Here is a 24202-nt window from a genome sequence, read left to right on the forward strand (position 1 = left end):
TTCCCGGCAGGCCGAAGGCCTGACCCGGAATCCAGAGCCGATTCAACAATGCTGGTTTTGCTCTGGATTCCCGATTGCACTTCACGCGTCGGGAACGACAGCCGAATCACGAATTGTTCCCGCCTAATGTTTGGCTCCGAGCCGCATGTCGCGGCGCATCGCCAACGTTTCGGGGCACGGTTCCGTCACACATCCAAATTCGCGACGCTCAGCGCATTCTCCTGGATGAACTCCCGTCGCGGCTCCACCACGTCGCCCATCAGCTTCACGAAAATGTCGTCGGCTTCGGCGGCTTCCTTCACCTTCACTTGCAACAGCGAACGCGCGTCGCGGTCGAGCGTGGTCTCCCAGAGCTGGTCGGCGTTCATTTCGCCGAGCCCCTTGTAGCGCTGAATCGTCAGGCCCTTGCGGCCGATCGTGTTCATCGCCTCGTAAAGCGCGAGTGGGCCGGAGAGCGGCGCCTCGTCGCCGCGCCGGATCAGGGTCGCCGGCCCGGCGAAAATCTCGCGCAGGCTTTCGGCGCGCTCATGCAGCTTGCGCGCCTCGCTCGAATTCAAGAGCGAAGCGTCGAGCGTCACCACCTGCGTCACGCCGCGAAGCGTGCGCTTGAAGACATAACCGCCGTCGCGAATCTCGCCTGACCAGCCGCGCTCGGTCTCTTCCGAAATGGCGTCGAGGCGCCGGGCGATTTCGTCGGCGTAGCGCTTCGCCGCCGCTTCGTCGTCATGCGGCGTCAGATCGCCGGCCATCGCCGCCTGTTCGACGACGGCGCGGTCGTAGCGCGAATGGAGACTCAGCATCACATTGCGGAAGGCGCGCGCCTCTTCGAGAACTGTGCGCAGATCGGCGCCGGCGCGATCTTCCGAGCCCGCGCGCAGCACTGCGCCGTCGAGCAGGCTTTCGATGAGATAGTCCTCAAGCGCGCGCTCGTCTTTCAAATATTGCGTCGACTTGCCGCGCGTCACCTTGTAGAGCGGCGCCTGGGCGATAAAAACATGTCCGCGATCGATCAATTCAGGCATCTGCCGATAGAAGAAGGTCAGGATCAGCGTGCGGATATGGGCGCCGTCGACGTCGGCGTCGGTCATGATGATGATCTTGTGATAGCGCAGCTTGTCGGCGTTGAACTCGTCGCGGCCGACGCCAGTGCCGAGCGCGGTGATCAGCGTGCCGATCTGTTCCGACGACAGCATCTTGTCGAAACGCGCCCGTTCGACGTTCAAGATCTTGCCGCGGAGTGGCAAGACGGCCTGGAATTCGCGATTGCGGCCCTGCTTCGCCGTGCCGCCGGCCGAGTCGCCCTCGACGATGAAGAGTTCGGATTTCGCCGGATCGCGCTCCTGGCAGTCGGCGAGCTTGCCGGGAAGATTGGCGACGTCGAGCGCGCCCTTGCGGCGGGTGAGTTCGCGCGCCTTGCGCGCCGCTTCGCGCGCCGCCGCCGCTTCGACGACCTTGGAGACGACGTTCTTGGCTTCGCCCGGATGTTCCTCGAGCCATTGGCCGAGCATTTCGTTGACGACATTCTCGACCGCCGGACGCACCTCCGAGGAGACGAGCTTATCCTTGGTCTGCGAGGAGAATTTCGGGTCCGGCGCCTTGATCGACAGAACGCAGGTCAAGCCCTCGCGGCAGTCGTCGCCGGTGAGATCGACTTTCTCGCGTTTGGCGAGGCCCGAGGATTCGGCGTAGCCGGTGATCTGACGGGTCAGCGCGGCGCGAAAGCCCGCGAGATGCGTGCCGCCGTCGCGCTGCGGAATATTGTTGGTGAAGGCCAGAACATTCTCGTGATAGCTGTCGTTCCACCACAGCGCGACCTCGACGCTGATCTGATCGCGCTGGCCGTGGATGAGAATCGGCGCCGAGACGAGCGGCGTTTTGGCGCGGTCCAGCCAGCGCACGAAAGCCTCTAACCCGCCCTCGTAGTAAAGCTCCTCGCGTTTGACTTCGGCGTGGCGCGCGTCGGTGAGAACGATGCGCACGCCGGAATTCAAAAAGGCGAGTTCGCGCAGGCGATGCTCGATCGTCGCATAGTCGAACTCGGTCATCGAAAATGTCGCGGGCGAGGGCAGAAAGGTCACCTCGGTGCCGCGCTTCGGGGCGCCATCGACGACGGGCGCGTCGCCGACGACGGCGAGCGGCGCGACCGCGTCGCCATTGGCGAACTCCATGAAATGTTCCTCGCCGCCGCGCCAGATGCGCAATTTCAGCCATACCGACAGCGCATTGACGACGGAGACGCCGACGCCGTGCAGGCCGCCGGAAACCTTATAGGAGTTCTGGTCGAATTTTCCGCCGGCGTGGAGCTGCGTCATGATGACTTCGGCCGCCGACACGCCTTCCTCGTGGTGAATGTCGGTCGGGATGCCGCGGCCATTATCATAGACCGAGCAGGAGCCATCGGCGTTGAGCGTCACGGCGACGTCGGTCGCATGGCCGGCAAGCGCCTCGTCGATGGCGTTGTCGACGACCTCATAGACCATGTGGTGGAGGCCGGTACCGTCATCGGTGTCGCCGATATACATGCCGGGACGCTTGCGGACGGCGTCGAGCCCGCGCAGCACTCTGATGGACTCCGCGCTATATTCCGCGGGGCCGTTCCGTTGGTTTTCGTCGCTCATTTGGCCTGTTCGTGAGGGGGTCGGACGACCCTCGATTCGAGAAGGCCGATTTTACCCCGGAACGGGTGCAAAATGCACGGAAATAACTGCGATTTCCAGGGAGATCGGGTGAAGGGCTTCCTCATCCTGAGGAGCGTGCGCGGCACGCGTCTCGAAGGACGAGGAAGCCCGCGTTCGCGTATGTTTTCCTCACCCTCGTCCTTCGAGACGGCCTTTTCGATCTCGGGCCTGCCCGAGATTGACATTAAATTCGCAAGTCGGGTAAACGCGACTTGCGAGGCCTCCTCAGGCTGAGGGTGAGGAAAACAATCCTTCACCCGAACCCGCTGCTGCGATTTCCGGCGGCTTCGCCGCCTTTCCGTCGGGCGGCGGGCCAGCGCCGGCTTCCCGGCCAGGATTATGCCTCGGCGCGGGAAAGTGAGCTAACGCAGCGCCTCCGCCAGCGCCTCCAGAAAGGCGTCGCCGTAACGCGCGATTTTCCTTTCTCCGACGCCATGCACCGCAAGCATGTCGTCGAGCGTGGCCGGCCGTTTCTCCGCCATGTCGATCAGCGTGCGGTCGGCAAAGATGACATAGGCCGGCACGCCTTCCTCCTGAGCGAGTTCGCGCCGCCTGCGCTTCAGGGCCGCAAGAATGCGATCCGTCGTCTCGTCGAGACTGGCGGCGGCTTTTTGGCGGCGTTCGCGACGCGTCAACGGATCGCCGCGCAGCACGATCGTCTCGCGGCCCATAAGAATTTTCTCGCCCTTTGGGGTCAGAGCGAAACCGCCATGTTCCGCGCTCGCGGTCCGCAGCGCGCCGGTGGCGAAGAGCTGACGCATGATCGACGACCATTGCGATTTGGAGAATTCCTTTCCGACGCCGAAGGTCTTGATCGCGTCATGGCCATGCCGGCGCACCGCGTCGCTCGCTTCGCCCCTTAGCACGTCGGCGATATGCCCGGCGCCGAAACGCTGGCCGGTGCGATAGACGGCGGAGAGCGCCTTCTGCGCGGCGATGACGCCGTCGACAACCGCGACCTTGCCCTGGCAGACGTCGCAACGTCCGCAGGGCGCCGCCTCTTCGGCGAAATACGCCAGCAGCGTCTGGCGTCGGCAGTTCGGCGTCTCGCACAGCATGGCCAGCGCGGAGAAGCGCTCGTGCTCGATCCGGCGGCGCTCTTCGCCGACCTGTTTTTCGTCGATCTGGCGGCGGCGGAACGCCATGTCGTCGAGCGAATAGAGAGTGAGCGTATCGGCGGGCAGACCGTCGCGGCCGGCGCGGCCGATCTCCTGATAATAGCTTTCGACGGATGACGGCATGTCGGCGTGTGCGACGAAGCGAACGTCCGGCTTGTTGACGCCCATCCCGAAGGCGATGGTCGCGACGGCGATGACGCCGTCCTCGCGCAGGAAGCGATCGCCATTGCGATTGCGCGCCGTCTGATCCATCCCCGCATGATAGGCGAGCGCGTCATAGCCATGCTCTTGAAAGTAGGAAGCGAGGTCTTCGGTACGCTTGCGTGAGGAACAGTAGACGATGCCGCTCTCGCCTTTGTGTTTTTCGAGAAAGTGCGAGAGCTGGCGTTTCGGCTGGTCCTTGAGCTCGAAATTGAGCGCGATGTTCGGCCTGTCGAAACTGTGCAGAAACACTTGCGGCGGCACCGCGAAAAGGCGTCGCGCAATGTCGTCGCGCGTCGCGGCGTCGGCCGTGGCGGTGAGGCCGATGACCTGGATGTCGCCGAGCGCCTCGGCGGCGCGGCCGATCTCGCGATATTCGGGACGGAAATCATGGCCCCATTCGGAAACGCAATGGGCTTCGTCGATGGCGAGGCGACGCGACCCCGCGCGGCGCAAATCGGCGATGAGCCCGTCCATCATCAGCCGCTCTGGCGAGACATAGAGCAGTCGCAACGCGCCTTCGCGCATGGCGCGGCGGGCTTCGTCATTTTCCTGCGCGTCATTCATGGAGTTGAGCGTCGCCGCCGCAATGCCGAGCGCCCGCATCTGCCGCACCTGATCGCGCATCAGCGCGATGAGCGGCGAGACGACCACCGTGAGCGCGTCGTCGATGATCGCCGGGAGCTGATAGCACATGGATTTGCCGCTGCCCGTCGGCATGACCGCGAGCACCGGACCGCCTTGGAGCACGGCGGCGACGATCTCCGCCTGACCCGGGCGAAAGTCGTCATAGCCAAAAACGGATTTGAGCAGCGCGCGCGCCTGCGGAGGAAGCATGGCCATGGCGGCGGGATAGCATGGGCGAGGTCGGCGCGGCGATCCAAAAGGCGAACCGGAGGTCGAGCCGAGCCGCCAGAGCTTCCATGCTCAGCGGGGCGAGGGCGAGGCTTCTTCCACTTTCCCCGGCGTTACTCGCAATATCTGCGCGCGTCCCGGCAAGGAAGCAAACAGCAGCGGGTCAGCGCCGGTCATCCATATTTGCCCGCCCAGCGTTTCGAGCTCGTGAAACAGGGCCTCGCGGCGCTTGGCGTCGAAATGGGCGGCGACTTCGTCGAGCAGCACCAGCGGCGCCTGGCCGGTCATCGCGGCGACGAGGCGGGCGTGCGCCAGCGTGAGCCCCATTAGCAGGGCCTTCTGCTCGCCGGTCGAGCAGGCGCGCGCCGCTTCGTTCTTGGGGCCATGACGAACGGCGAGGTCGCTCGCCTGCGGACCGATCAGCGTGCGTCCGGCGGCGGCGTCGCGGCGCCGCGAGGCCGCGAGTTCGTCGCGATACCATTCCTCGACGGCGAGCGCCGGCCCCTCCGCCAGACGCCGCTCCAATTCTCCCTCGATCGTCACATCCGCCCAGGGGAAGGGCGACTCGTCGTCGCGTCCGGCCGCGATCAGCGCAGCGAGCCTTGATACGGTCTCGCGTCGCGCGGCGGCCACGGCGACGCCGAGCGCGGCGATCTCGCGCTCCGCGGCGTCGAGCCAGCGGCGATCGGCGACTGATTCTTCGAGCAGCCGATTGCGATTGCGCAGCGCGCGCTCCAGCCGGTTGGCGCGCGCGCCATGTTCGGCGTCGACGCCGAGCGCCAGCCGATCCAGAAACCGACGACGGTCGCCCGCCGGACCGGAGAACAGTCCGTCCATCGCCGGCGTGAGCCACAGAACCCGCAAATGGTCGGCGAAAGCGCGCGCAGAACTGGCCGGCGCGCGATCGACTCGAAAAACGCGTTCGCCCTCAACCGTGAGTCCGTGTCCGAGCTGCGTCGTCGCGCCTTCGGTCTCGACTTCGATCGACGCGGCGAAACCGCCGGCGCCGGCCCGTCTCGCGCATTCGGCGAGTTCCGTGCGCCGCAGGCCGCGGCCGGGCGAGAACAGCGACAGCGCTTCCAATAGATTGGTCTTGCCAGCGCCATTTTCGCCAAAGAGCGCGATCATCGCGGACTCGATGCGGCAGTCGAGCATCGCATAGGAGCGGAAATCGGCAAGCGTCAGGCGGCGGACGCGCGGCGCTATCGCGCGAGCGGTCATTGCGGTCGGGAAACGCGGCGGCCCGGCGAGAGAATGGCGTAGCTGTGGGGTCCGGTGAAGGCTGTCATGATCGCTTCGATCAAGGGTTCGTCCGCGCCTTCGACAGTCGACCAATCGACCGTAAAACTGGCGCCTGTTCCGCCGCGAACGTCGTCTTGCGCGATCAGGACCTGCAGTGAGGCGTAGGGCTTCAAATAGACGGGATTATTGAGGTAGCTTTCGATCAGCTGACCCGCGCCGTTGCGGTATTCGACCTTTTCAATCGCGAGAACATTGGTCGCCGAGGCGTTGTGAATCGACAGCGCGCCTGAGAAGTTCAGCCGGGTCACGCCGCCTTGCCCGAGAAGCGTCGAATGCAGCGGAATGAAGGTGCGTCCGTGGACGGCGAGCTTCTCCTGCGGGGCGGATGTCGTGGCGTCGGGGCCGATGACGACGGGCTGAGCGGCGGGCAGCGGCGACCGAGCCGCGCACTCCGTTGCGAAAACGCTCCATGCCAGAACAAGCGCAAGCAGCGGCAGGGCAGGGCTTAGCGGCGGTGCGCGCATCTTTTCCTTTCGATGTGACATAGGCCGGCGACGGCGCACACTACCATCGCTTGGCCAAAGGTGTAATCGAATGTCATCGCCGAGCCAGACGAATGACGACGCGACGACGCGTCGCATGGCGGGTCGCCCTCGCAAGTTTGGAGATCAGGAAAGACGTAAAGCAACGCTTCAACCGGGAGACTTGATTTGGCGCCGATCGCGACCGCTGCAGGCGGATTGGTCGCCGAGCGACGAAAGCGCAAGCGAAGTCGTTTGGCCTTGCGCATAAAATCTGTATTCTCCCGCCTGCGGCGACCGGAGTTTTTTCAGTGGCGGGCGTAGGACATGCGCTAAGCCTATCGGCTGAGCGCATCTTGCTGATCGTTGGCGGGGGGATAGCCGCATACAAATCGCTCGAACTCGTGCGTCGCCTGCGCGAGCGCGGCACCGTCGTGCGGGTCGTGATGACCGCAGCGGCCAAGGAGTTCGTGACGCCGCTGGCCTTCGTCAGCCTCGCCAACGAAAAAGTCTACGACGACCTGTTCTCCGCCACCGAAGAGCAGGAAATGGGCCACATTCAGCTGTCGCGGGACGCGGATCTCATCGTCGTCGCTCCCGCGACGGCGCATCTCCTCGCGCGCGCGGCGCGGGGCCTTTGCGACGATCTCGCGACCACTCTGCTGCTCGCGACCGACAAGCGCGTGCTCTATGCGCCTTCGATGAATGTGCGCATGTGGCTTCATCCCGCGACGCAGCGAAATGTCGCGACCCTGCACGGCGACGGCGCCTGGTTTGTCGGTCCCACGGTCGGCGACATGGCCTGCGGCGAATATGGGCCGGGGCGCATGTGCGAGCCGCTCGAAATCGTCGAAGCGATCGAGACCGCGCTAAAGCATGATACTCGATTGCCCGCTCCGGAAGGGCTTTTGACCCACGGCGGCGCCCTCGAAGGGCTGCACGTGGTCGTGACGTCCGGCCCCACTCATGAACCGATCGATCCGGTCCGTTATATCGCCAACCGTTCGTCCGGACAGCAAGGCCACGCCATAGCCGCGGCGGCGGCGCGCGCAGGCGCGCGGGTGACGCTGATATCGGGACCCGTCGCGCTCGCCGATCCTCCCGGCTGCGAGGTCGTACATATAGAGAGTGCGCGCGACATGATGTGCGCCGTGGAGGCGGCGCTGCCGGCGGACATATTCATCGCCGCGGCGGCCGTGGCCGATTGGCGCGCGGAGCCGGCGCTCGAAAAGATCAAGAAAGGCGAGCAGGGCGCGCCCTCGCTGTCGTTTATTGAAAATCCTGACATTCTCGCCAGCGTCTCACTCGGTTCGAGGCGTCCGCGTCTGGTCGTCGGTTTCGCCGCCGAAACCAGTGATCTCATTCGCCATGCGCAGGAGAAGCTCGCCCGGAAAGGATGCGATCTCATTGTCGCCAATGACGTGAGCGAGGGATCGGGCGTTATCGGCGGAGCAACCAATGAGGCGCATCTCGTCTCTCGCGCCGGCGTCGAGGATTGGCCGCGGCTGCGCAAGGAGGATGTCGCGGAGCGTCTCATCGCGCAGCTTGCGCAGATGATCGGCGACGAGAGGGCGTCATGAAAGTCGCGATCCGCCAATTGCCTAACGCCGACGGCCTGCCATCGCCGGCCTATGCGAGCGAAGGAGCGGCGGGCATCGATCTTTACGCCGCGTTGGCCCCGGGCCAAAAGCTGGTGTTGGAGCCCGGCGCGCGCGATCTCATCCCCACAGGTCTCTCGATCGCCTTGCCCCCAGGGTATGAGGGACAGGTTCGGCCGCGCTCGGGCCTTGCTGCGGCGCATGGCGTCACCGTGCTCAACGCGCCGGGCACCATCGACAGCGATTATCGGGGCGAGATCAAAGCGATCCTGATCAATCTCGGGGCGCAGGCCTTCGAGATCGTCCGCGGGATGCGTATCGCTCAACTCGTCATCGCGCCGGCGCCGCAGGCGACGCTTGTCGAGGTCGAAGACCTCGATGCAACGGCGCGCGGCCCAGGCGGCTTCGGGTCGACGGGACTTGGCGGAGACGGCGCGCGATGAAGCTCCTGTCGCGCTCCGCCCGATTCGCGCTGATGGCGACGCTCGACGTCGCGCTTCACGCGCGCGGCCGGCCGGTGTCGTCGAAACAGCTCGCCGCGCGTCACGGTCTGCCGCCGCGGCGGTTGGAGACGATCCTCCAGGCTTTGGTGCGGGCGGGGATTCTCAAAAGCGTCAGGGGACCCGCGGGCGGATATGCGCTGGCGCGCGAGCGACGCCGTCTCTCGGTCGGCGAAATCGTCCGCGTCGCGCTCGGCGTGGAGGAGGAGGCGCCCGACATCGCGCCGCCGCTGCTCTCGGCGGTGTTGGAGCCGGTCATCGCGGAGGCCGAAGAAAGCGCGCTCCGCCGATTGGATGACGTGACGCTCGACGATCTGCACGCCCGCGCGCTCGCGCACGGATTTGGAGAAAGGCCGGACGCGAGCGGCGATTTTGAGATATGAAGCGCGCGATCCGGCAAGTAGCCGGATTGGCAGGAGGCGCGCATGACTTTTGAGACGATCGAAGCCGAGACGCAGGGCAGAGTCGGACTGATCCGGCTCAATCGACCTGAAGCGCTCAATGCGCTCAATGCGCGGCTCATCGCCGAACTCGACGACGCTCTTTCGGCGTTTGAAGCGAATGACGGCGTCGGCTGCGTCGTTCTGACCGGCTCGGAAAAGGCCTTCGCAGCCGGCGCGGACATCAAGGAAATGCGCGACAAGGTCTTCGTCGACGCCTTTCTCGACGATTTCATTGGCCGATGGGACGTCGTGGCGCGGGCGCGCAAGCCGATCATCGCCGCGGTCGCCGGATTCGCGCTGGGCGGCGGCTGCGAAATCGCGATGATGTGCGACTTTATTCTAGCTGCCGACACGGCGGTCTTCGGCCAGCCGGAAATCAAGCTTGGCGTGATTCCGGGAGCCGGCGGCACCCAGCGGCTGACCCGCGCCGTTGGGAAGGCCAAGGCGATGGACCTTATTCTGACCGGTCGGATGATGAGCGCGGAGGAGGCGGAGCGCGCCGGCCTCGTCGCGCGGATCGTGCCGGCCCAGGATCTTCTCGCCGAGGCGATGAAGACCGCCGCGACCATCGCGTCGATGTCGTTACCCGCGGTTCTTATCGCCAAGGACGCGGTCAATCGCGCTTTCGAGACGACGCTCGCAGAGGGAATCCGCTACGAGCGGGGCCACTTCTATTCCCTCTTCGCCACCAATGATCAAAAGGAAGGCATGAATGCCTTCGTGGAGAAGCGGAAGCCGGCTTTCGCGAACCGATAGGCGGCCATTGACGACGGACCGCGTCGCGCCTATAAACCCGCCACTTGGCCGCGACTTCGCGGCCCTTTGGTTTTTGGGCGGCTCGACGCCGTCTCTTTCAAGGACACGCAAAACATGGCCAATACGAGTTCGGCCAAAAAAGCCGTTCGCAAGATCGCGCGCCGCACCTCGGTCAATCGGGCGCGCCGCAGCCGCATGCGCACCTTTGTGCGTAAGGTCGAGGAGGCGATCGCCTCGGGCGATCCGGCGGTGGCGGCCGACGCGCTCCAGAACGCGGTGACGATTGTGATGCGCGCCGCCCAGCGGGGAGTCATTCACAAGAACACGGCCTCGCGGAAGGTTTCGCGGCTGACCGCTCGGGTGAAGGCGTTGGCGGCGCAGGCGTAAAACGCATCGCCGCGCGATGTGACGACGATGGTTCGAGCCCGGCGAGCGCCGGGCTCTTTTTTTGACTGTTCAGGGTCCGCCAAACCGCCGCATGAAGCGCAGATGACACGTTTAAAGATTTTTTTTTGCGCCCATAACCTGTGATCATTCAAAATTCTCGCGATTCAATCTCTTGCAATCAAGCTGTCACGAACGAGAAAAACTTCCCCACTTGACACTAATTTTTGGGCCTTGTTCGCCGAGGCGCCGGCGCGTGTCGTGCGAGCTTAACACGCATTTCTCAAGCGAAATTTTATGGGCGGCGAATCATCGGCTTATGGCCAAATGCGACAAGAAATTCGTAACGCTGCGTCGGAAATCTGCAAACAATATGACACATGTCGTCACGAGCGTCGTTGCGTGTGATCGCGCTGACGTGTAGCCTCGAAAGGTCGAACGAAAGGCGGTCGGCGTCGGTTTTTCAGCGGCGCGCAGGTAGTGAGGGGAACGATCTTTGTTTCCCGGCGCGGATGGGCCGTCGAGCGAGACGCATTGCCGCCTTCCAGCCGTTCGGTTGAACTCTAAAGTGATCAGTTCGCAAGGGCGTAGCGTAGAGTCCGTTTCCTGCGACGCGCATCAATCCGGGATTCGTCGATCCCGGAGTAGGGAGACTTTGTCATGGCGAAGGGGCGGTTGGCCGAGACAGTCCAGGGAGTGCGCAGCGTCAACGATCCTTTGATTGCGCGATCGTTCGCGGCGCCTTGTTCTTGTTTTACGTGTGAGGCCAACGTTGGCAGATGCGCGCGGCTCGCGATAGGGCCGCCATTGAAGTTTTCAATTTAGCGCCGTACGCGGCGGCGACTACTCGATCAAACTAGGTTCCTTCGATCAGCGCCTGCGGCAGTTTTTGCCGGGGGGTCCCGTTTTTTGGCGCGCGTTTCGGAAAAAAGGTCTGATATGTCCGATCACACAGAACAATTGGCAAGCGGCGAAGTATCCCCTGAGGATCGCTCGAAATGGGACCGAGTTCGACACAGGCTGAGAACCGATCTTGGCGACGCTGTTTACAATTCCTGGTTCACGCGCCTGGAACTGGAGCGCATCGATGGCGGCGCGGTGCACCTGACGGTGCCCACGAAATTTCTTAAGAGCTGGGTTCAGTCGCACTACGCGCCGCGGATAAAGGCGCGCGTCGCGAGCGAATTTTCAAAGGTGGAGCGCGTGGTCATCGACGTGCGTTCGCCCATGCGCAAGCCGCGCGCACGAGAGGACGGCCCGGATAATGGCGCGCCCAGCGCGCCGCAATTTGTCGAGCGTGCGACCGCGTCATTCGCGCCAGCTCTCGAAGCGGTGAACGAAGCCAATGGAAGGCGCGCCGCCCGCTCGGCCGCGTCGCGTCACGAGTCCGATTCATTCATGGGCTCGCCGCTCGATCGCCGGCTGTGTTTCTCGACATTTCTGGTCGGACCGTCAAACCAGCTCGCCTATGCGGCCGCCTGTCGCGTCGCGGAGGCGCGCGCCGGGGATCTTCCCATGTTCAATCCGCTCTATGCCCATGCGGCGGTCGGGCTGGGCAAGACGCACCTGCTCCAAGCGCTTGCGCATGCGTCGAACGACAATCGCCGCCATACGATCTATCTGACGGCGGAACGCTTCATGAGCGGCTTTGTTTCTTCGCTGACCGCCCAGACGTCGTTGGCGTTCAAGGAGAAGCTGCGCGGAATCGACATGCTGATCATCGACGACGTGCAGTTCCTGCAGGGTAAATCGATCCAACAGGAATTTTGCCACACGCTGAATGCGCTAATTGACGCCGGCCGCCAGGTCGTCGTCGCCGCCGACCGGCCGCCGTCGGAGCTCGACACGCTCGACGAGCGCGTGTTGTCGCGGTTCAAAGGCGGGCTGTGCGTCGACATCGGGCCGCTCGACGAAGCCTTGCGCATCAAGATTCTCGCCGCGCGGATCGCCGCCGCGAAGGAATCTCAATGCAATTTCAACGTGCCGCCTGAGGTTATTTCCTGTGTCGCGCGCATGATCGCCACCAACGGCCGCGATCTTGAAGGCGCGGTCAACCGGCTGCTGGCCCACTCGACGCTGACCGGGGCCCCGCTGACCGTCGAGACCGCGGAGGCCGCCATTCGCGATCTCGTGCGCACGCAGGATCCAAAGCGCGTCAAGATCGACGATATCCAGAAGCTCGTGGCGAGCCATTACAATATTTCGCGCGCCGACATTCTGTCGTCCCGGCGCACCGCCAACGTCGTGCGGCCTCGGCAGATCGCCATGTATTTGTCGAAAGTGCTGACGCTGCGCTCATTGCCGGAGATCGGTCGCCGATTTGGCGGCCGCGATCACACGACAGTGCTGCATGCGGTGCGCAAGATCGAAGAGCTTGCCGCCAAGGACAAGGGGCTCGCCGAGGTCATCGAGCTCCTGAAGCGGATTTTGAGCGAGCAGTGAACCGGAGGGCGGGTGAACGTGCGTCTGACGTTCGGCGCGCCGGTCGGGTGTGATCGGCGCGACGGAATCATCTCAGCGTCCGGTCTTCACCGTCGTCCACATTCGGGTAATCATTTTCTGAACCGCCTGATCGGGCGCCGCGACGGTAAAGAGGCGGCGCATCATGAGGTCGCTCGGGTAGACCGAGGGATCGTTCGCGACCGCCTTGTCGATCAGCGGTCGCGACGGCGCGACGCCATTGGCGAAATTGGTGGCGACGGAATTGCGCGCCGCAATGTCGGGACGAAGCAGATAGTCGATGAAGAGATAGGCTTCGTCGAGATGCCGTGCATCCTTCGGAATCGCCAGATTGTCGAGTGAGAGGAGCGACCCTTCGCTCGGTATCACATAGGCGATGTCGACGTCGGTTCCGGCCTCTCGAGCGCGATTGCGGGCTTGTAGACTGTCGCCTGACCAGCCGATGGCGAGGCAGATGTCGCCGTTCGCCAATGCGTTGATATATTCTGACGAGTGAAATTTCTTCACATAGCGGCGCAGGCTCGTCAGGAGGTCGGCGGCGCGCTTGAGATCCCTGGGGTTTTTCGAATTCGGATCGAGCTTCAAATAATTGAGCGCGATCGCAAACATGTCTTCCGGGCTGTCGAGCATATAGACGCCGCAGCCGGCCAGCTTTTTCAAGGCTTCCGGCCGCAGAACCTGATCCCAGCTCGTGATCGGCTTGCCCAGCCGCTCCTGAATCTTGGCGACGTCATAGGCGACGCCTGTCGTGTACCACATGTAGTTGACGGCATGGCGGTTGCCCGGATCGAAACGCGCCAGCCTGCTGTCGATCTCCGGCCAGATGTTGCGCGCATTGACGAGCTTGCGCCGGTCGATCGGCTGCAGCACGCCAGCCGCGATTTCCCGCTGCAGGAAGGTCGCCGAAGGCACGACAACATCATAGCCGGTGTCGCCGGCGAGAAGCCGCGCCTCAAGCATCTCGTTCGAATCATAGGTGTCGTAAACGACTTTGACTCCTGTCTCCCGGGTAAAGTCTTCGAGCACGCTTGGATCGACGTAATCGCTCCAGTTGAAAACATTGACGACGCGCTCGCCGCCCTGGGCGGTCGTGGTCGCGGCGAGAAGAGCGAGGAAGCATGCGAGGAGAAGTCGTTTCATGCGACAAGCCGTCTAGTGGATCATTCGCGCGAACCTAACATGGTTGCGCGGGCTTTGGCGACGCGCCAAGCTGGGCGGGGAACAGGTCCGCTGGGATAAACATGACGGCTTTTTCCGCAGACCGCGCAACGGCGCTCGAAGGGCGGCCCGACGCCACGAAACGCGTGGCGCGCGGCGCGCGGCGCTATCTGCAGGCCTGCGGCTTTTCCGTTGTTTGCGAAGCGCCTTTGCCGAACGGTCGGCGCGCCGATCTCATCGCGCTCGCGCCCGACGGCGTCCTGCGAATCGTCGAGGTCAAGTCGAGTTACGCGGATTTTCGCGCTGATCTCAAATGGCCGCAGTATCGCGGCTTTTGCGACCGATTCTATTTCGCGATCCCCGCATCGCTCGATCCCGAATCCTTTCCGCAGGACGCCGGGCTGATTGTGGCCGACGCGCATGGGGCGCTGCTCGCGCGCGAATCGCCGACGTCGCCGCTCGCGCCGGCGCGGCGACGCGCGCTGCTGTTACGCTTCGCGACGATTGCGGCGAACCGCTATTGCATGCTCGCCTTCGGCGACAGGTTGGCCGATTGACGCTTTGAGCGCGCTGCGAAAAAAGTGGGAGCCGGTTTTTCGCGCAAAGCGCGCCCCAAACTTTGGAATCGAGCACGTCATCTTCGTTTAGGCGGGTTCGCCTAAACGGAGCGTGATCTAAGTCAACGGGGCGCGCGTTTGGCGAGAATGCGTTGCAGGGTGCGGCGATGCATGTTGAGCCGCCGCGCCGTCTCCGAAACATTGCGGTCGCAGGATTCGAAGACGCGCTGAATATGCTCCCAGCGGACCCGGTCGGCCGACATCGGATTTTCCTGCGCGTCCGGCTTGTCGAGCTGAGTCGCCATCAGCGCGTGATAGATTTCGTCGGCGTCGGCAGGTTTCGCCAGATAATCGAACGCGCCGAGCTTTACTGCGGTGACGGCGGTGGCGATGTTGCCGTAGCCGGTGAGAATGATGCCGCGCGCGTCGGGTCGCGACGCCTTCAGCTTCGATATGACGTCGAGCCCGTTGCCGTCGTTGAGCCGCATGTCGATGATGGCGAAAGCCGGCGGACTCGATTCAAGCGCCGCGAGACCCTCGGCGACCGTTTCGCATGGCGTCACGACGAAGCCCCGCGCCTCCATCGCGCGAGTCAGCCTTCCGAGAAACGGTTTGTCGTCATCCAGTATGAGTAATGAACGATCCTGCGGCAGAGCGGCAATTTGCTCAGCCTCCGAAACGTCCTCCCGATCCGACTTTAATTCTTCAGCCGACATCGCGTTTCCACCCGTGATTTTTGTCAAATCTAGCTTATCGACAGCGTTGCGTCGATCTATTTGTCCTGATCTACAAGCTTGGTCCTGGCGGCGGCCGGTTCGAGCGCGGTCCGCGGCCAGGTGATCTTGATGATCGCGCCAGTTCTCGGCGGCGAAACATTTGTTGTTTCGACGATGGCGCCTGACCGTTCCAGGAGCGTTTTGGCGATGAAAAGACCGAGCCCCAGTCCTGAGTCTGGATCGCTTTTGGTGCGCCGTTCCGTTGGCCGGCCTCTCAAATAGGGGTCGCCGAGCCGGTCGAGAATGTCAGGCGAAAAGCCGGGCCCGTCGTCCTGGATCGATATCGTGACGTAGCTTGGACTCCACCATGCGTCGATTTTTACCAGCGAATTGGCGAAGTCCATGGCGTTTTCGACGAGATTGCCGAGGCCATAGAGGATGGCCGGATTGCGCGCCAGCACTGGCGCGTCGGGCGGACCGTTCTTGGAAACTTCGATCTCGACGCCGCTCTCGCGCTGCGGCTCGACCACTTCCTGGATCAGCGTGTCGATCGAGAGCAGATTCATGACGGCGCTCTGATCCGTCGCGCCAAGCGAGGCGAGCTTGCCGAGGATTTCCCTGCAGCGCGCCGCTTCCTGGGCGAGGAGCGCAAGATCGTCGCGTAGCGCCTGCGCATTCTCTGGCGCGGACTTCAGTAGTTCTTTGATGATCAGCGTGATGGTCGCGAGCGGCGTGCCGAGTTCGTGTGCCGCCGCAGCGGCGAGGCCGTCGAGCTGCGAAAGATGTTGCTCGCGCTCAAGCACCAATTCCGTCGCGGCGAGCGCATCCGCGAGAAGTCGCGCTTCGTCGGAGACTCGCGCGGCGTAGATGCCGATGAACGCCGCGCTGAGCGCCAGCGCCGCCCAGATACCGGCCCGGTAAAGAAGCGGGAAGCTCAGCTTTTCGTCGTGATACCAGGGCAAGGGGTAATATTCGCCCGCAAGCACCGTCGCGACCGCAATCATGACGATGCCAAGGAGAAGCGTCAGTTTGCTCGGCAGCGACACCGATGAGATGATCACCGGCGTGAGGAACAGCATCGCGAAACTGTTGGTTAGCCCGCCGGTGAGGTAGAGCAAAAACCCAAGCTGGATGATGTCGTAACCAAGGAGCACGGCGGCTTCGACGTCGCCGAGGCGGAAACTGCGCGGCGTGCCATAGCGCATGCCGATGTTGAGCGTCGCCGACGCGGTGATGAAGACGAAGCAGAGGCCGACAGGAAAATCGAATCCGAGAATGAAATAGACGCCGAGACAGGCCGCCGTCTGGCCGGCGATCGCCACCCAGCGCAGCACGAGCAGAGTCTGCATGCGCAGGCGCCGGGCGTCATATTCATATTCTACGGTTGTCATTTCGATAATTCCTGAGCGCAGTATTCCATCGCGTATCACAATCCGACGCCGCGCGACGCGCGCCAGATGCGCCATTGTCGGCGCAACGGCGAGGGTTCGCCAGTCGGGCGATCAGGATGGTAATCGCTTCGCGCCAGCCGCTCCAGATAGAGAGGCGTGGTGGCCGCCGGAAGCAGGGCGGCGTGGGCGGGGCCTAGATCGAGGGCCAGGCTGCGCGCCGCGTCATAGTGAAACTGTGCGAGGCCGCGCATTTGCTTTGTGGCCGAACGAAGCGCGTCGCGCGCGCTCGCCGCCTCGCCGTCTTTGGCGAATGCCTCCTCAGGCAGAAATTTCTGCCCGCCTGAACTTTCGGCGACGGCGCGCGCGATTCGCGTCAAGCCGAGCGCGACGCCCGCTTCATCGAAAGCGCGCGCCGACGGCGCCTGAAGATTTGCGCCGAGAATGCGGGCCGCCCAGCGCATCGGGGCCGACGCGGTGGCGCGGCAATAGTCTTCGAGCGCCGACCAGCTCGGCATCCGATCGTCGTAGAGATCGAAGACATGCGCTTCCGCCAGCGCGATAAATTCGTCGCGGGGCAGGGCGAAAAGCTCGATCGTTTCGATGAGCGCATCGGCGATCGGATTGGCGCGCGCGCCGTCGCCTTGCGCGGCCGCGCCTTCCAGCGCGTCGATCCACCATTGCAGCCGCATCTCGCCCAGCAGCGGCTGCGTGACCTTGCCGCTGACGTCGGCTGCTTCCTGGGCGAAAGCATAGAGCGCGTGAATGTGCTTGCGCGCGTCCGGCGGCGCGAAGAGACAGGCGAGCCACAGGTCGCGATTGCGCGCCCGAAGAAGTTCTTCGCACTGCACATAATTCTCCTCTGAGGCGGCGGTCATGTCACACGGCGATCAGCAGCGCGCCGACCCGGCGATCCTCGTCGACGAGCATATTGTAGGTGCGCACGGCGGCGCCCGTCGCCATGGTTTCGCAACCGACTCCCGCCGCGCGCAGTTTGGCGCGCAGGACGCTCGCAAGCGGCAGCAAATCCTGTCCAGTCCCAACGACGAACACGTCGAGGCCGCCGCTTTCAGATAGCGCGCGATCGATCATCGCTTCGTCGATCTCCGCGGCGCTGCCTAAAGGCACGGCGCGCACGCCGGAGGGCAGGGCGAGAATGGAGCCTTTGTGGGACATGTCGGCGAAGCGAAAACCGCCGCCGCCGTAATCGTCGATCTTATGGCGGCCGGGGACATAGCCGCCGTCGCTAGCGGTCAAGCCGGCCTCGTCTTCGCCCGCTTGCCGGCCGCCTTGCGAGCGGGCGCGGGAGTCTTTTCCGTCGTTGCGGGCGGCGCCGTCGGCGCGGCGCTAGGCGCCTCGGCCGCCTCGTCCTTCGCAGAAGCGGCGGTCGCGGCCTTGCGCTCAGTCTCGTGGCTTTGCGCCGCCGCCTTGTCGGCGTCCTCATTGCGCAGACCGAGATAGATCAGCATCGGCGAGCAGATGAAGATCGACGAATAGGTGGCGACGAAAATGCCCCAGATCATCGCAATCGAGAACGAGCGGATCACCTGGCCGCCGAAAGCGACGAGCGCAAACAAAGCAAGCATCACCGTCGTCGCGGTCATGATCGTGCGCGGCAGTACGGCGTTGATCGACATGTCGACCATCTGGGCCGTCGCCATTTTCTTGTATTTCCGCATATTCTCGCGAATACGGTCGAGCACCACCACCGTCTCGTTCAACGAATAGCCGACGATGGTCAAAATCGCGGCGATCGAGGTTGTGTTGAATTCGAGTTGGGTGATCGAAAAGAAGCCGACGGTGAGCAGCAGATCATGCATCGTCGCGATCACCGCGCCGATCGCGAATTGCCATTCGAAGCGAAACCACAGATAGCTCAGCACCGCGATGATCGAGAGCACGACGCCGAGCGTTCCCGACTGCACCAATTCATTAGAAACGCGCGGGCCGACGACCTCAACGCGCCGCAGATCGTAATAGGCGCCGACCGCGTCGCGCACCCGCTCGACCGCCGCCTGCTGGGCGACGTCGCCGCCCGGTTGCAGACCGAAGCGCAGGGTCGCGTCGGCCGGATTGCCGAAGGCCTGCACTTCGATGTCGCCGAGATGGAGATTCTCGCCCATCGTGCGGAGCGTGCCGACTTCCGCGGCGCCCGACTTCGCCCGCAGTTCGATCACCGTGCCGCCGGCGAAGTCGATGCCGAAATTCATGCCCTTGAAGACGAAGAGGGCGACGGCGATCAGCGACAGCAGAGCCGAGAAAGGATAGCTCACGCGGCGAAACCGCATGAACGGAAATTTGGTGTTCTCCGGGGCGAGGCGCAGAAGTTTCATAAAGGTCGCCCCTTCAGATCGGCAGTTTCGTCGGCCGCGCGTAATGATACCAGACGGCGATCATGATGCGCGTCATGGTCACCGCGGTGACAATGGTCGTTAGAATGCCGAGCGCAAGCGACACGGCGAAGCCGCGCACCGGTCCCGAGCCAAGAAAATAAAGGATCGCAGCGGCGACGAACATGGTGACGTTCGAATCGACGATGGTCGCGAAGGCGCGGGTGAAGCCCGCGTCAAGCGAAGCGAGGATCGAGCGCCCGGCGTGATTCTCCTCGCGAATGCGCTCGTAGATCAGCACGTTCGAATCGACAGCCATCCCGATCGTGAGCACGATGCCGGCGATGCCCGGCAGCGTCAGAGTCGCGCCAAGCAGCACAAGGCCGGCGAAAATGAAGGCGATATGCACAAAAAGCGCGAGATTGGCGAAGACGCCGAAGACGCCGTAGGTGACGAGCATATAGACGACGACGAGTCCTGCGCCGACGTAGGCGGCGCGTTTGCCGGCGTCGATCGAATCCTGACCGAGGCCAGGCCCGACGGTGCGCTCCTCGACGATGTTGAGCTTCGCCGGCAGCGCGCCGGCGCGCAGCAGGATCGCGAGATTATTTGCCTGTTCGACGGTGAAGCGCCCGGAAATCTGGCCTGAGCCGCCGGTGATCGGGGTCAGGATTCGCGGCGCGGAAATCACCTTATTATCGAGCACGATCGCAAACAGCCTTCCGACATTTTTCGAGGTGACTTCGCCGAAGGACTGGGCGCCGCGAATATTGAAGCGGAAATTGACGACCGGCTCGCCGCTTCTCTGCTGGTCGAAGCCGGGCTGCGCGTCGGTGAGATCCTCGCCCTTGACCATCACCTGCTTTTCAACCGCGATCTTGCCTTCCTGCTCGACCTGATCGAGCTCCTCGGTTTCCGACGGATTCTGGCCGGGTTCGGCGACGAGGCGGAATTCGAGCTTGGCGGTCTTGCCAAGAATTTCCTTGAGAGTCTCGGGGTCCTGGAGACCCGGCACCTGCACCAGCACGCGGTCGTCGCCCTGCCGCTGGATGCTCGGCTCTCGCGTGCCTAGCGCGTCGACGCGCCGGCGAATGACCTCGATCGACTGCTCGACCGCCTTGCGTGATTTGTCAGTGATGCCCGCGTCGGTGAGGGTCACGCGAATGATGCCGTCTGGCGACGTCTCGACGTCGAGCGGCGACGGGCCGCCCATGAGCGCGTTGCTGAAGCCGTTGCGCAGCTGGCGCAGCTTCGGGAGAATTTTCTCGCGGTCGGCTTCGTCAGCCACACGCACCTGGACCCCGCGCGCAGTCGTGCCGATTCCGCCGGTGATGGCGACCTTTTCCTCCCTCAGGATCCGGCGCACGTCGTCGCGCAGGTTCTTGATCTGCGTGGCGATCAAGTCCGCCTGATCGACTTCGAGCATTACATGCGAACCGCCCTGCAAATCGAGGCCGAGCACGATGGTCGGCGGCACCAGCCAGGAGGGCAGACGCGACTTCAGCTCCTCATAGTGAGACGCCGACAACATGCTCGGCGCGACGATGAGCACCGCGGCGAGAGTCATCGCGACAATGGCGAAGAATTTCCAGGTCGAGAATCGCAGCATCGTCCTGCTATCGGCTAGGGGGTCGAAAGGAGGGCGTCAGCTCTGCGAGCCGGATTTGGCGTCGCTGGCCTTGGCGTCGCTGGTCTTTGCGTCGCTCGACTTGGTTTCGGTCGGCTTGGTCTCGCCGGACTTCGCCGCTCTTGCGCCGCCTTTTGCGCCGCCGGACTTGGCTGGCGGCGGCTCGTCCCTCACCGGCTCGCCCTTGGCGCGCACTTCGGCGATGGCGGTGCGCAGCATTCTTACCCGCACATTGGGCGCGAGCTCGACTTCGACTTCGGCGTCGTCGATCGATTTCGTCACCTTGGCGACGAACCCGCTCGTGGTGACGAGCGTGTCGCCGCGACGCACGTTTCGAAGCTGCGCGACCGCGTCCTTCTCACGGCGGGAGCGCGGGCGTATGACAAGTATATACACGATGCCCATCACCACGAAGATGGGAACGAGCTGCCCGAGCATTTCCGGCATGGTCGGAGGCTGCGCCGCCTCTGGCTTGGATTCGGCCAACTGCCCGGTTTGAGTCGAGGCGGGCGGATGCGGCAGGCCTGGCGGCGTCGGCGCAGCGGGGGCGCTCGGCTCAACCGGCGGCGAGGCAGGCGCTTCGGCGGCGGGCGGTGACGGCTGGGCTTGCGCCAAAGCGTCAGGGATCAGCTTCATCGCGACATCTCTTTAAAGGCTCGAAGGCTCGAAGCCCGGCGCGCGTGTTCATTCCTAAAGCGCCGGAACGGGCGCGGACTATAGCCGCTCACTTCACGAAAGCAATGCCGTCCCGCCGACGTTGCGCAATGTGCGCGCAGGGCGCCCAACGTGTGGCCGCGCACGCTCCATCGCCGCCCAGCAGCGTAGTCGATCTGCGGCGCCTCACGGCGTCAGTGTCTTAGGAGAAAAGTCATGTTGAAGAAAGTTGCATGCGCCGCGCTGCTGGCGGGAGCGGTCTTCGCCTCTTCCCCTGTGGCCGCAGGCGGCTGGCACGGCGGCCACGGCGGCCACGGCTGGCACGGCGGCCACGGTTGGCATGGCGGCCATGGTTGGCATGGCGGCTGGTATGGCCGCGGCTGGTATGGGCCGTGGGGCTGGGGCGGCTGGAATGGCGGCGGCGCCTGCTGGCGCTGGTGGTACGGCCGGTGGCATTGGGTCTGCTGATCGCCTCGGCGACCCGTCGATTTATCTCGGTCTCTCAGGCGCCGCTCGTCCGAGAGACCGCTTCCGCGCTCAGCAAATGCGATGCTGTCGCGAATTCATGATTGAAGCTCCCGCGCGAGCCCGCGCAGGAACTCCAAACAGGCGGCCAACTCGGCGATGTCGATATATTCGTCGGGCTGGTGCGCTTGGTCGATGCGGCCGGGACCGCAGACGACCGCCGCCATTCCCGCCCGCTGAAACTGGCCCGCTTCGGTCGCATAGGGCACGGCGATCGTCGCATTTCGCTTGGCGAGCCGCAGCGCCAGGGTCTCGGTCTCGGAGCCCGGCTGAGGCGCAAGGCCGGGAACCTCGTTTTCCACCGTGGTCTCAATCCCTGCGTCGGGAAAGCCGACAAAAATGGATCGCCTCAGCTCGTCGCAATAGGCCTCCAGCCGATCCCGAACGATGCTTGCCGGCGCGCCGGGCAGTCCTCGAACCTCCCAAAGAAATTCGCAATCCTTGGCGACGATGTTGCGCGCCGTTCCGCCATGAATGACGCCGACGTGAATGGTCGAGAAGGGCGGATCGAAGCGCCCGCTCGGGTCGCCCGCCGCGCGCAGCGCCTCGCCGATTCGTTCGAGTTCGCAGACGAGCTTGCAGGCGACATGGACGGCGCTGACGCCGTGATTGAGATTGGCCGAATGGATTTCGAAGCCGCGCACCCGCGTCGTAAAAGTGGTCACGCTTTTATGGGCGTCGGCGACCTCCATCGAGGTCGGCTCGCCGACGATGACCGCTGACGGGCGGGGCAGGTCGGCACCGAAGCGGGCGATCACGTCCTGCGGCCCCAGGCAAGTGGTCTCCTCGTCATAGCTCAACAGAATATGGATCGGGCGGGAAAGCCGCGCCGCCTTGAACGCCGGAATCATCGCGAGACAGGCGGCGTCGAAGCCCTTCATGTCCACCGCGCCGCGCCCATAAAGGCGAGTGGCGTCCCGACGCAACGTGAAAGGATCTGCGCTCCAGGCCTGTCCCGCGACCGGCACGACGTCGGTGTGGCCCGAAAGCAGCACGCCGCCATCGACGCTCGGGCCGATCGTGATGAAAAGCGCGGCTTTGTCGCCCATGGCGTTCGGCGCGCGGGCAAAAGGCACGTCCTGGTCGCGCAAATAGGATTCGACGAAATCAATCAGCGGCAAATTGGATTTGGAGCTGACCGTGTCGAAAGCGACCAAACGGGAGAGCAGGTCGATCGCGTCCTCAATGCGGTCCATCTCGCCCGCCTAATTCAGGGTCGGGCGCGACAGCGGACTGTCGAGCGAAAAGGCGGGGACTTCGACGTCGAAGGTTTCGCCGGCGTCGGTGACCATGCGATAGCTGCCCTGCATCATGCCGGAAGGCGTGGTGAGCGGGCAGCCAGAGGCGTAGCGAAAGGTTTCGCCAGGCTCCAACACCGGCTGTTCGCCGACCACGCCCGGTCCGCGCACCTCCTCGCGGCGCCCGTTCGCGTCGATGATGATCCAGTGACGCGACAGGAGCTGCACCCGAGTGCGCCCGAGATTGGCGATTTCGATCGTATAGGACCAGACATAGCGATCCTGGTCGGGGTCCGAGCGGTCCGGCAGAAAGTCGGGAAGCGCGGTGATCTGTATGTCTCTGGTGATGGCGATGTACATGGGCGCAAGATTAGAATGCGCGCCGGCAAAGGGAAATGCCTTTGATTAGGCATTTGATTGCGCGGATGTGCGGCGCGGCCGCCCACTGTGACGGAATAGACACAATGGCACCTTTTTCGCTTTTTTCGTCATTCCGCGACTATCTCGAAGACAGTTGATTGTAAATAATGCACTGTCACGCTGAGTGGGATTGAAATGCGGCTCACGACGCTTCGCGCGCTGCTGCTTGTGTTGGCGATGGTCATGCAGACCGTCGCCGGCGGAGCCGGATTGGCGCGCGCCGCTTCGATCTCTCCCGAGGAAGCGCTTTCAGCTCAGTGTCATTTTGTGCGGGCAGGCGAACAGACGGCGCCCGACGACAGAATGGGACGCAGACACAACTGCCAGTCCTGTCTCTTGTGCGGCGCGCCGCCGGCGGCCTCGATTTCCCTGGTAACGGAATATGTCTTCGCGCGCGGCGAATATGCGCTGATCGACGCGCCCATCCACGCCGCTCGGCCGCTCTTTGGACGGTCGTCGCGCGCGCAAAGCGCTCGGGGGCCGCCCCTCTCGCGGGGCTGAGCCGGCCGGACGGGCGCGCGCAAGGCGCGTCGGTTCGATCGTTCCTCCGCTGCGCATAGCGGATTCACCACTTTTTTATACGAACGCCGCGTTCAACGCCGCCGCTCGCCTCTCCTGCTGCGTCGATTAGCTTCGACGCCAAGGAACGCTCGTCATGATCCGTCGGTCTCGCCTCCTCAAAGGAGCTTCTCTCGCTGTGCTCAGTCTGTTCGTCGCCTCGGCCGCCGAGGCGCAGCAGGCGCTTCCCACCATCAACGTCGGCGGCGCGCGCGGCCCTGTGCATCGAGGGCCGGCGGGCCATAGCGCCGGCGGACCGGGACGCGTCACCACCG

23 protein-coding genes are annotated in these 24202 nt (G+C 63.9%); 9 read left to right on the forward strand and 14 right to left on the reverse strand.

All coding sequences use genetic code 11. From position 1 onward, the window contains the following. Positions 1-185: 185 nt before the first annotated feature. The 4 genes from gyrB to AB7I51_RS09680 all read right to left on the reverse strand — a co-directional run bounded on the left by gyrB (position 186) and on the right by AB7I51_RS09680 (position 6618). On the reverse strand, positions 186-2618 hold the full coding sequence (gene gyrB, locus AB7I51_RS09665) for a DNA topoisomerase (ATP-hydrolyzing) subunit B (RefSeq protein WP_428404043.1): 2433 nt from the start codon (positions 2616-2618) through the stop codon (positions 186-188). Positions 2619-3040: 422 nt separating this feature from the next. Then, on the reverse strand, positions 3041-4840 hold the full coding sequence (gene recQ / locus AB7I51_RS09670) for a DNA helicase RecQ (RefSeq protein ID WP_428404044.1): 1800 nt from the start codon (positions 4838-4840) through the stop codon (positions 3041-3043). Between the two features lie 84 nt (positions 4841-4924). After that, the gene (recF, locus tag AB7I51_RS09675) at positions 4925-6073 is read right to left on the reverse strand and encodes a DNA replication/repair protein RecF (protein WP_428404045.1); all 1149 of its coding nucleotides are present in this window, start codon (positions 6071-6073) and stop codon (positions 4925-4927) included. Next, complete coding sequence (locus AB7I51_RS09680; RefSeq protein WP_428404046.1) at positions 6070-6618, reverse strand: DUF3124 domain-containing protein; 549 nt, start codon at positions 6616-6618, stop codon at positions 6070-6072. The genes recF and AB7I51_RS09680 overlap by 4 nt, the downstream gene beginning before the upstream one ends. 308 nt (positions 6619-6926) lie before the next feature. On the opposite strand from AB7I51_RS09680, the gene coaBC reads away from it, so the two are divergent. The 6 genes from coaBC to dnaA all read left to right on the forward strand — a co-directional run bounded on the left by coaBC (position 6927) and on the right by dnaA (position 12738). After that, positions 6927-8195 carry a bifunctional phosphopantothenoylcysteine decarboxylase/phosphopantothenate--cysteine ligase CoaBC gene (coaBC, locus tag AB7I51_RS09685; RefSeq protein WP_428404047.1) on the forward strand — a complete coding sequence of 423 codons (1269 nt, stop codon included), beginning with the start codon at positions 6927-6929 and terminating at the stop codon, positions 8193-8195. After that, a complete protein-coding gene (gene dut / locus AB7I51_RS09690) occupies positions 8192-8656 on the forward strand; it encodes a dUTP diphosphatase (protein WP_428404048.1) in 465 nt (154 codons plus the stop codon). The genes coaBC and dut overlap by 4 nt, the downstream gene beginning before the upstream one ends. Next, a complete protein-coding gene (locus tag AB7I51_RS09695; protein ID WP_428404049.1) occupies positions 8653-9096 on the forward strand; it encodes an RrF2 family transcriptional regulator in 444 nt (147 codons plus the stop codon). Before dut ends, AB7I51_RS09695 begins: the two co-directional genes overlap by 4 nt. A gap of 42 nt (positions 9097-9138) precedes the next feature. Continuing rightward, a complete protein-coding gene (locus AB7I51_RS09700; RefSeq protein WP_428404050.1) occupies positions 9139-9912 on the forward strand; it encodes an enoyl-CoA hydratase in 774 nt (257 codons plus the stop codon). A gap of 114 nt (positions 9913-10026) precedes the next feature. Beyond that, complete coding sequence (rpsT, locus tag AB7I51_RS09705; protein WP_428404051.1) at positions 10027-10299, forward strand: 30S ribosomal protein S20; 273 nt, start codon at positions 10027-10029, stop codon at positions 10297-10299. A gap of 936 nt (positions 10300-11235) precedes the next feature. Then, a complete protein-coding gene (gene dnaA, locus AB7I51_RS09710; RefSeq protein ID WP_428404052.1) occupies positions 11236-12738 on the forward strand; it encodes a chromosomal replication initiator protein DnaA in 1503 nt (500 codons plus the stop codon). Positions 12739-12810: 72 nt separating this feature from the next. Here the strand turns inward: dnaA and AB7I51_RS09715 are convergent, their stop codons facing one another. Beyond that, on the reverse strand, positions 12811-13896 hold the full coding sequence (locus tag AB7I51_RS09715; protein ID WP_428404053.1) for a polyamine ABC transporter substrate-binding protein: 1086 nt from the start codon (positions 13894-13896) through the stop codon (positions 12811-12813). Positions 13897-13997: 101 nt separating this feature from the next. Between AB7I51_RS09715 and AB7I51_RS09720 the strand changes: the two genes are divergently transcribed. Then, positions 13998-14471: an MmcB family DNA repair protein gene (locus AB7I51_RS09720; protein WP_428404054.1), complete on the forward strand. Its 474-nt coding sequence runs from the start codon at positions 13998-14000 to the stop codon at positions 14469-14471. Between the two features lie 122 nt (positions 14472-14593). Here AB7I51_RS09720 and AB7I51_RS09725 read toward each other — a convergent pair whose 3' ends face one another. The 7 genes from AB7I51_RS09725 to yajC are packed head-to-tail and all read right to left on the reverse strand — an operon-like array spanning position 14594 to position 21168. After that, positions 14594-15187 carry an ActR/PrrA/RegA family redox response regulator transcription factor gene (locus AB7I51_RS09725; protein ID WP_428404055.1) on the reverse strand — a complete coding sequence of 198 codons (594 nt, stop codon included), beginning with the start codon at positions 15185-15187 and terminating at the stop codon, positions 14594-14596. A gap of 56 nt (positions 15188-15243) precedes the next feature. After that, complete coding sequence (locus AB7I51_RS09730) at positions 15244-16578, reverse strand: ActS/PrrB/RegB family redox-sensitive histidine kinase (RefSeq protein ID WP_428404056.1); 1335 nt, start codon at positions 16576-16578, stop codon at positions 15244-15246. Between the two features lie 35 nt (positions 16579-16613). Continuing rightward, a complete protein-coding gene (locus AB7I51_RS09735; protein WP_428404057.1) occupies positions 16614-17453 on the reverse strand; it encodes a phytoene/squalene synthase family protein in 840 nt (279 codons plus the stop codon). A gap of 1 nt (position 17454) precedes the next feature. Further along, a complete protein-coding gene (locus AB7I51_RS09740) occupies positions 17455-17832 on the reverse strand; it encodes an Mth938-like domain-containing protein (protein ID WP_428404058.1) in 378 nt (125 codons plus the stop codon). Continuing rightward, positions 17829-18908 carry a protein translocase subunit SecF gene (secF, locus tag AB7I51_RS09745; protein WP_428404059.1) on the reverse strand — a complete coding sequence of 360 codons (1080 nt, stop codon included), beginning with the start codon at positions 18906-18908 and terminating at the stop codon, positions 17829-17831. The genes AB7I51_RS09740 and secF overlap by 4 nt, the downstream gene beginning before the upstream one ends. 13 nt (positions 18909-18921) lie before the next feature. After that, complete coding sequence (gene secD / locus AB7I51_RS09750; protein ID WP_428404060.1) at positions 18922-20514, reverse strand: protein translocase subunit SecD; 1593 nt, start codon at positions 20512-20514, stop codon at positions 18922-18924. Positions 20515-20550: 36 nt separating this feature from the next. Further along, on the reverse strand, positions 20551-21168 hold the full coding sequence (yajC, locus tag AB7I51_RS09755) for a preprotein translocase subunit YajC (RefSeq protein ID WP_428404061.1): 618 nt from the start codon (positions 21166-21168) through the stop codon (positions 20551-20553). A 234-nt stretch (positions 21169-21402) separates the two neighbouring features. On the opposite strand from yajC, the gene AB7I51_RS09760 reads away from it, so the two are divergent. Next, positions 21403-21654, forward strand: coding sequence for a hypothetical protein (locus tag AB7I51_RS09760; RefSeq protein WP_428404062.1), 252 nt, complete (start codon positions 21403-21405; stop codon positions 21652-21654). 95 nt (positions 21655-21749) lie between these two features. Here the strand turns inward: AB7I51_RS09760 and argE are convergent, their stop codons facing one another. Beyond that, the gene (gene argE, locus AB7I51_RS09765) at positions 21750-22907 is read right to left on the reverse strand and encodes an acetylornithine deacetylase (RefSeq protein ID WP_428404063.1); all 1158 of its coding nucleotides are present in this window, start codon (positions 22905-22907) and stop codon (positions 21750-21752) included. Positions 22908-22916: 9 nt separating this feature from the next. Next, positions 22917-23309 (reverse strand): Co2+/Mg2+ efflux protein ApaG, encoded by a 393-nt coding sequence (apaG, locus tag AB7I51_RS09770; protein ID WP_409979154.1) that lies wholly within the window; start codon positions 23307-23309, stop codon positions 22917-22919. Positions 23310-23504: 195 nt separating this feature from the next. On the opposite strand from apaG, the gene AB7I51_RS09775 reads away from it, so the two are divergent. Further along, positions 23505-23870 carry a hypothetical protein gene (locus AB7I51_RS09775; RefSeq protein WP_428404064.1) on the forward strand — a complete coding sequence of 122 codons (366 nt, stop codon included), beginning with the start codon at positions 23505-23507 and terminating at the stop codon, positions 23868-23870. Positions 23871-24202: the final 332 nt, after the last annotated feature.

Source organism: Methylocystis sp., from assembly GCF_050246715.1.
In the GTDB taxonomy this organism is placed as follows: domain Bacteria; phylum Pseudomonadota; class Alphaproteobacteria; order Rhizobiales; family Beijerinckiaceae; genus Methylocystis.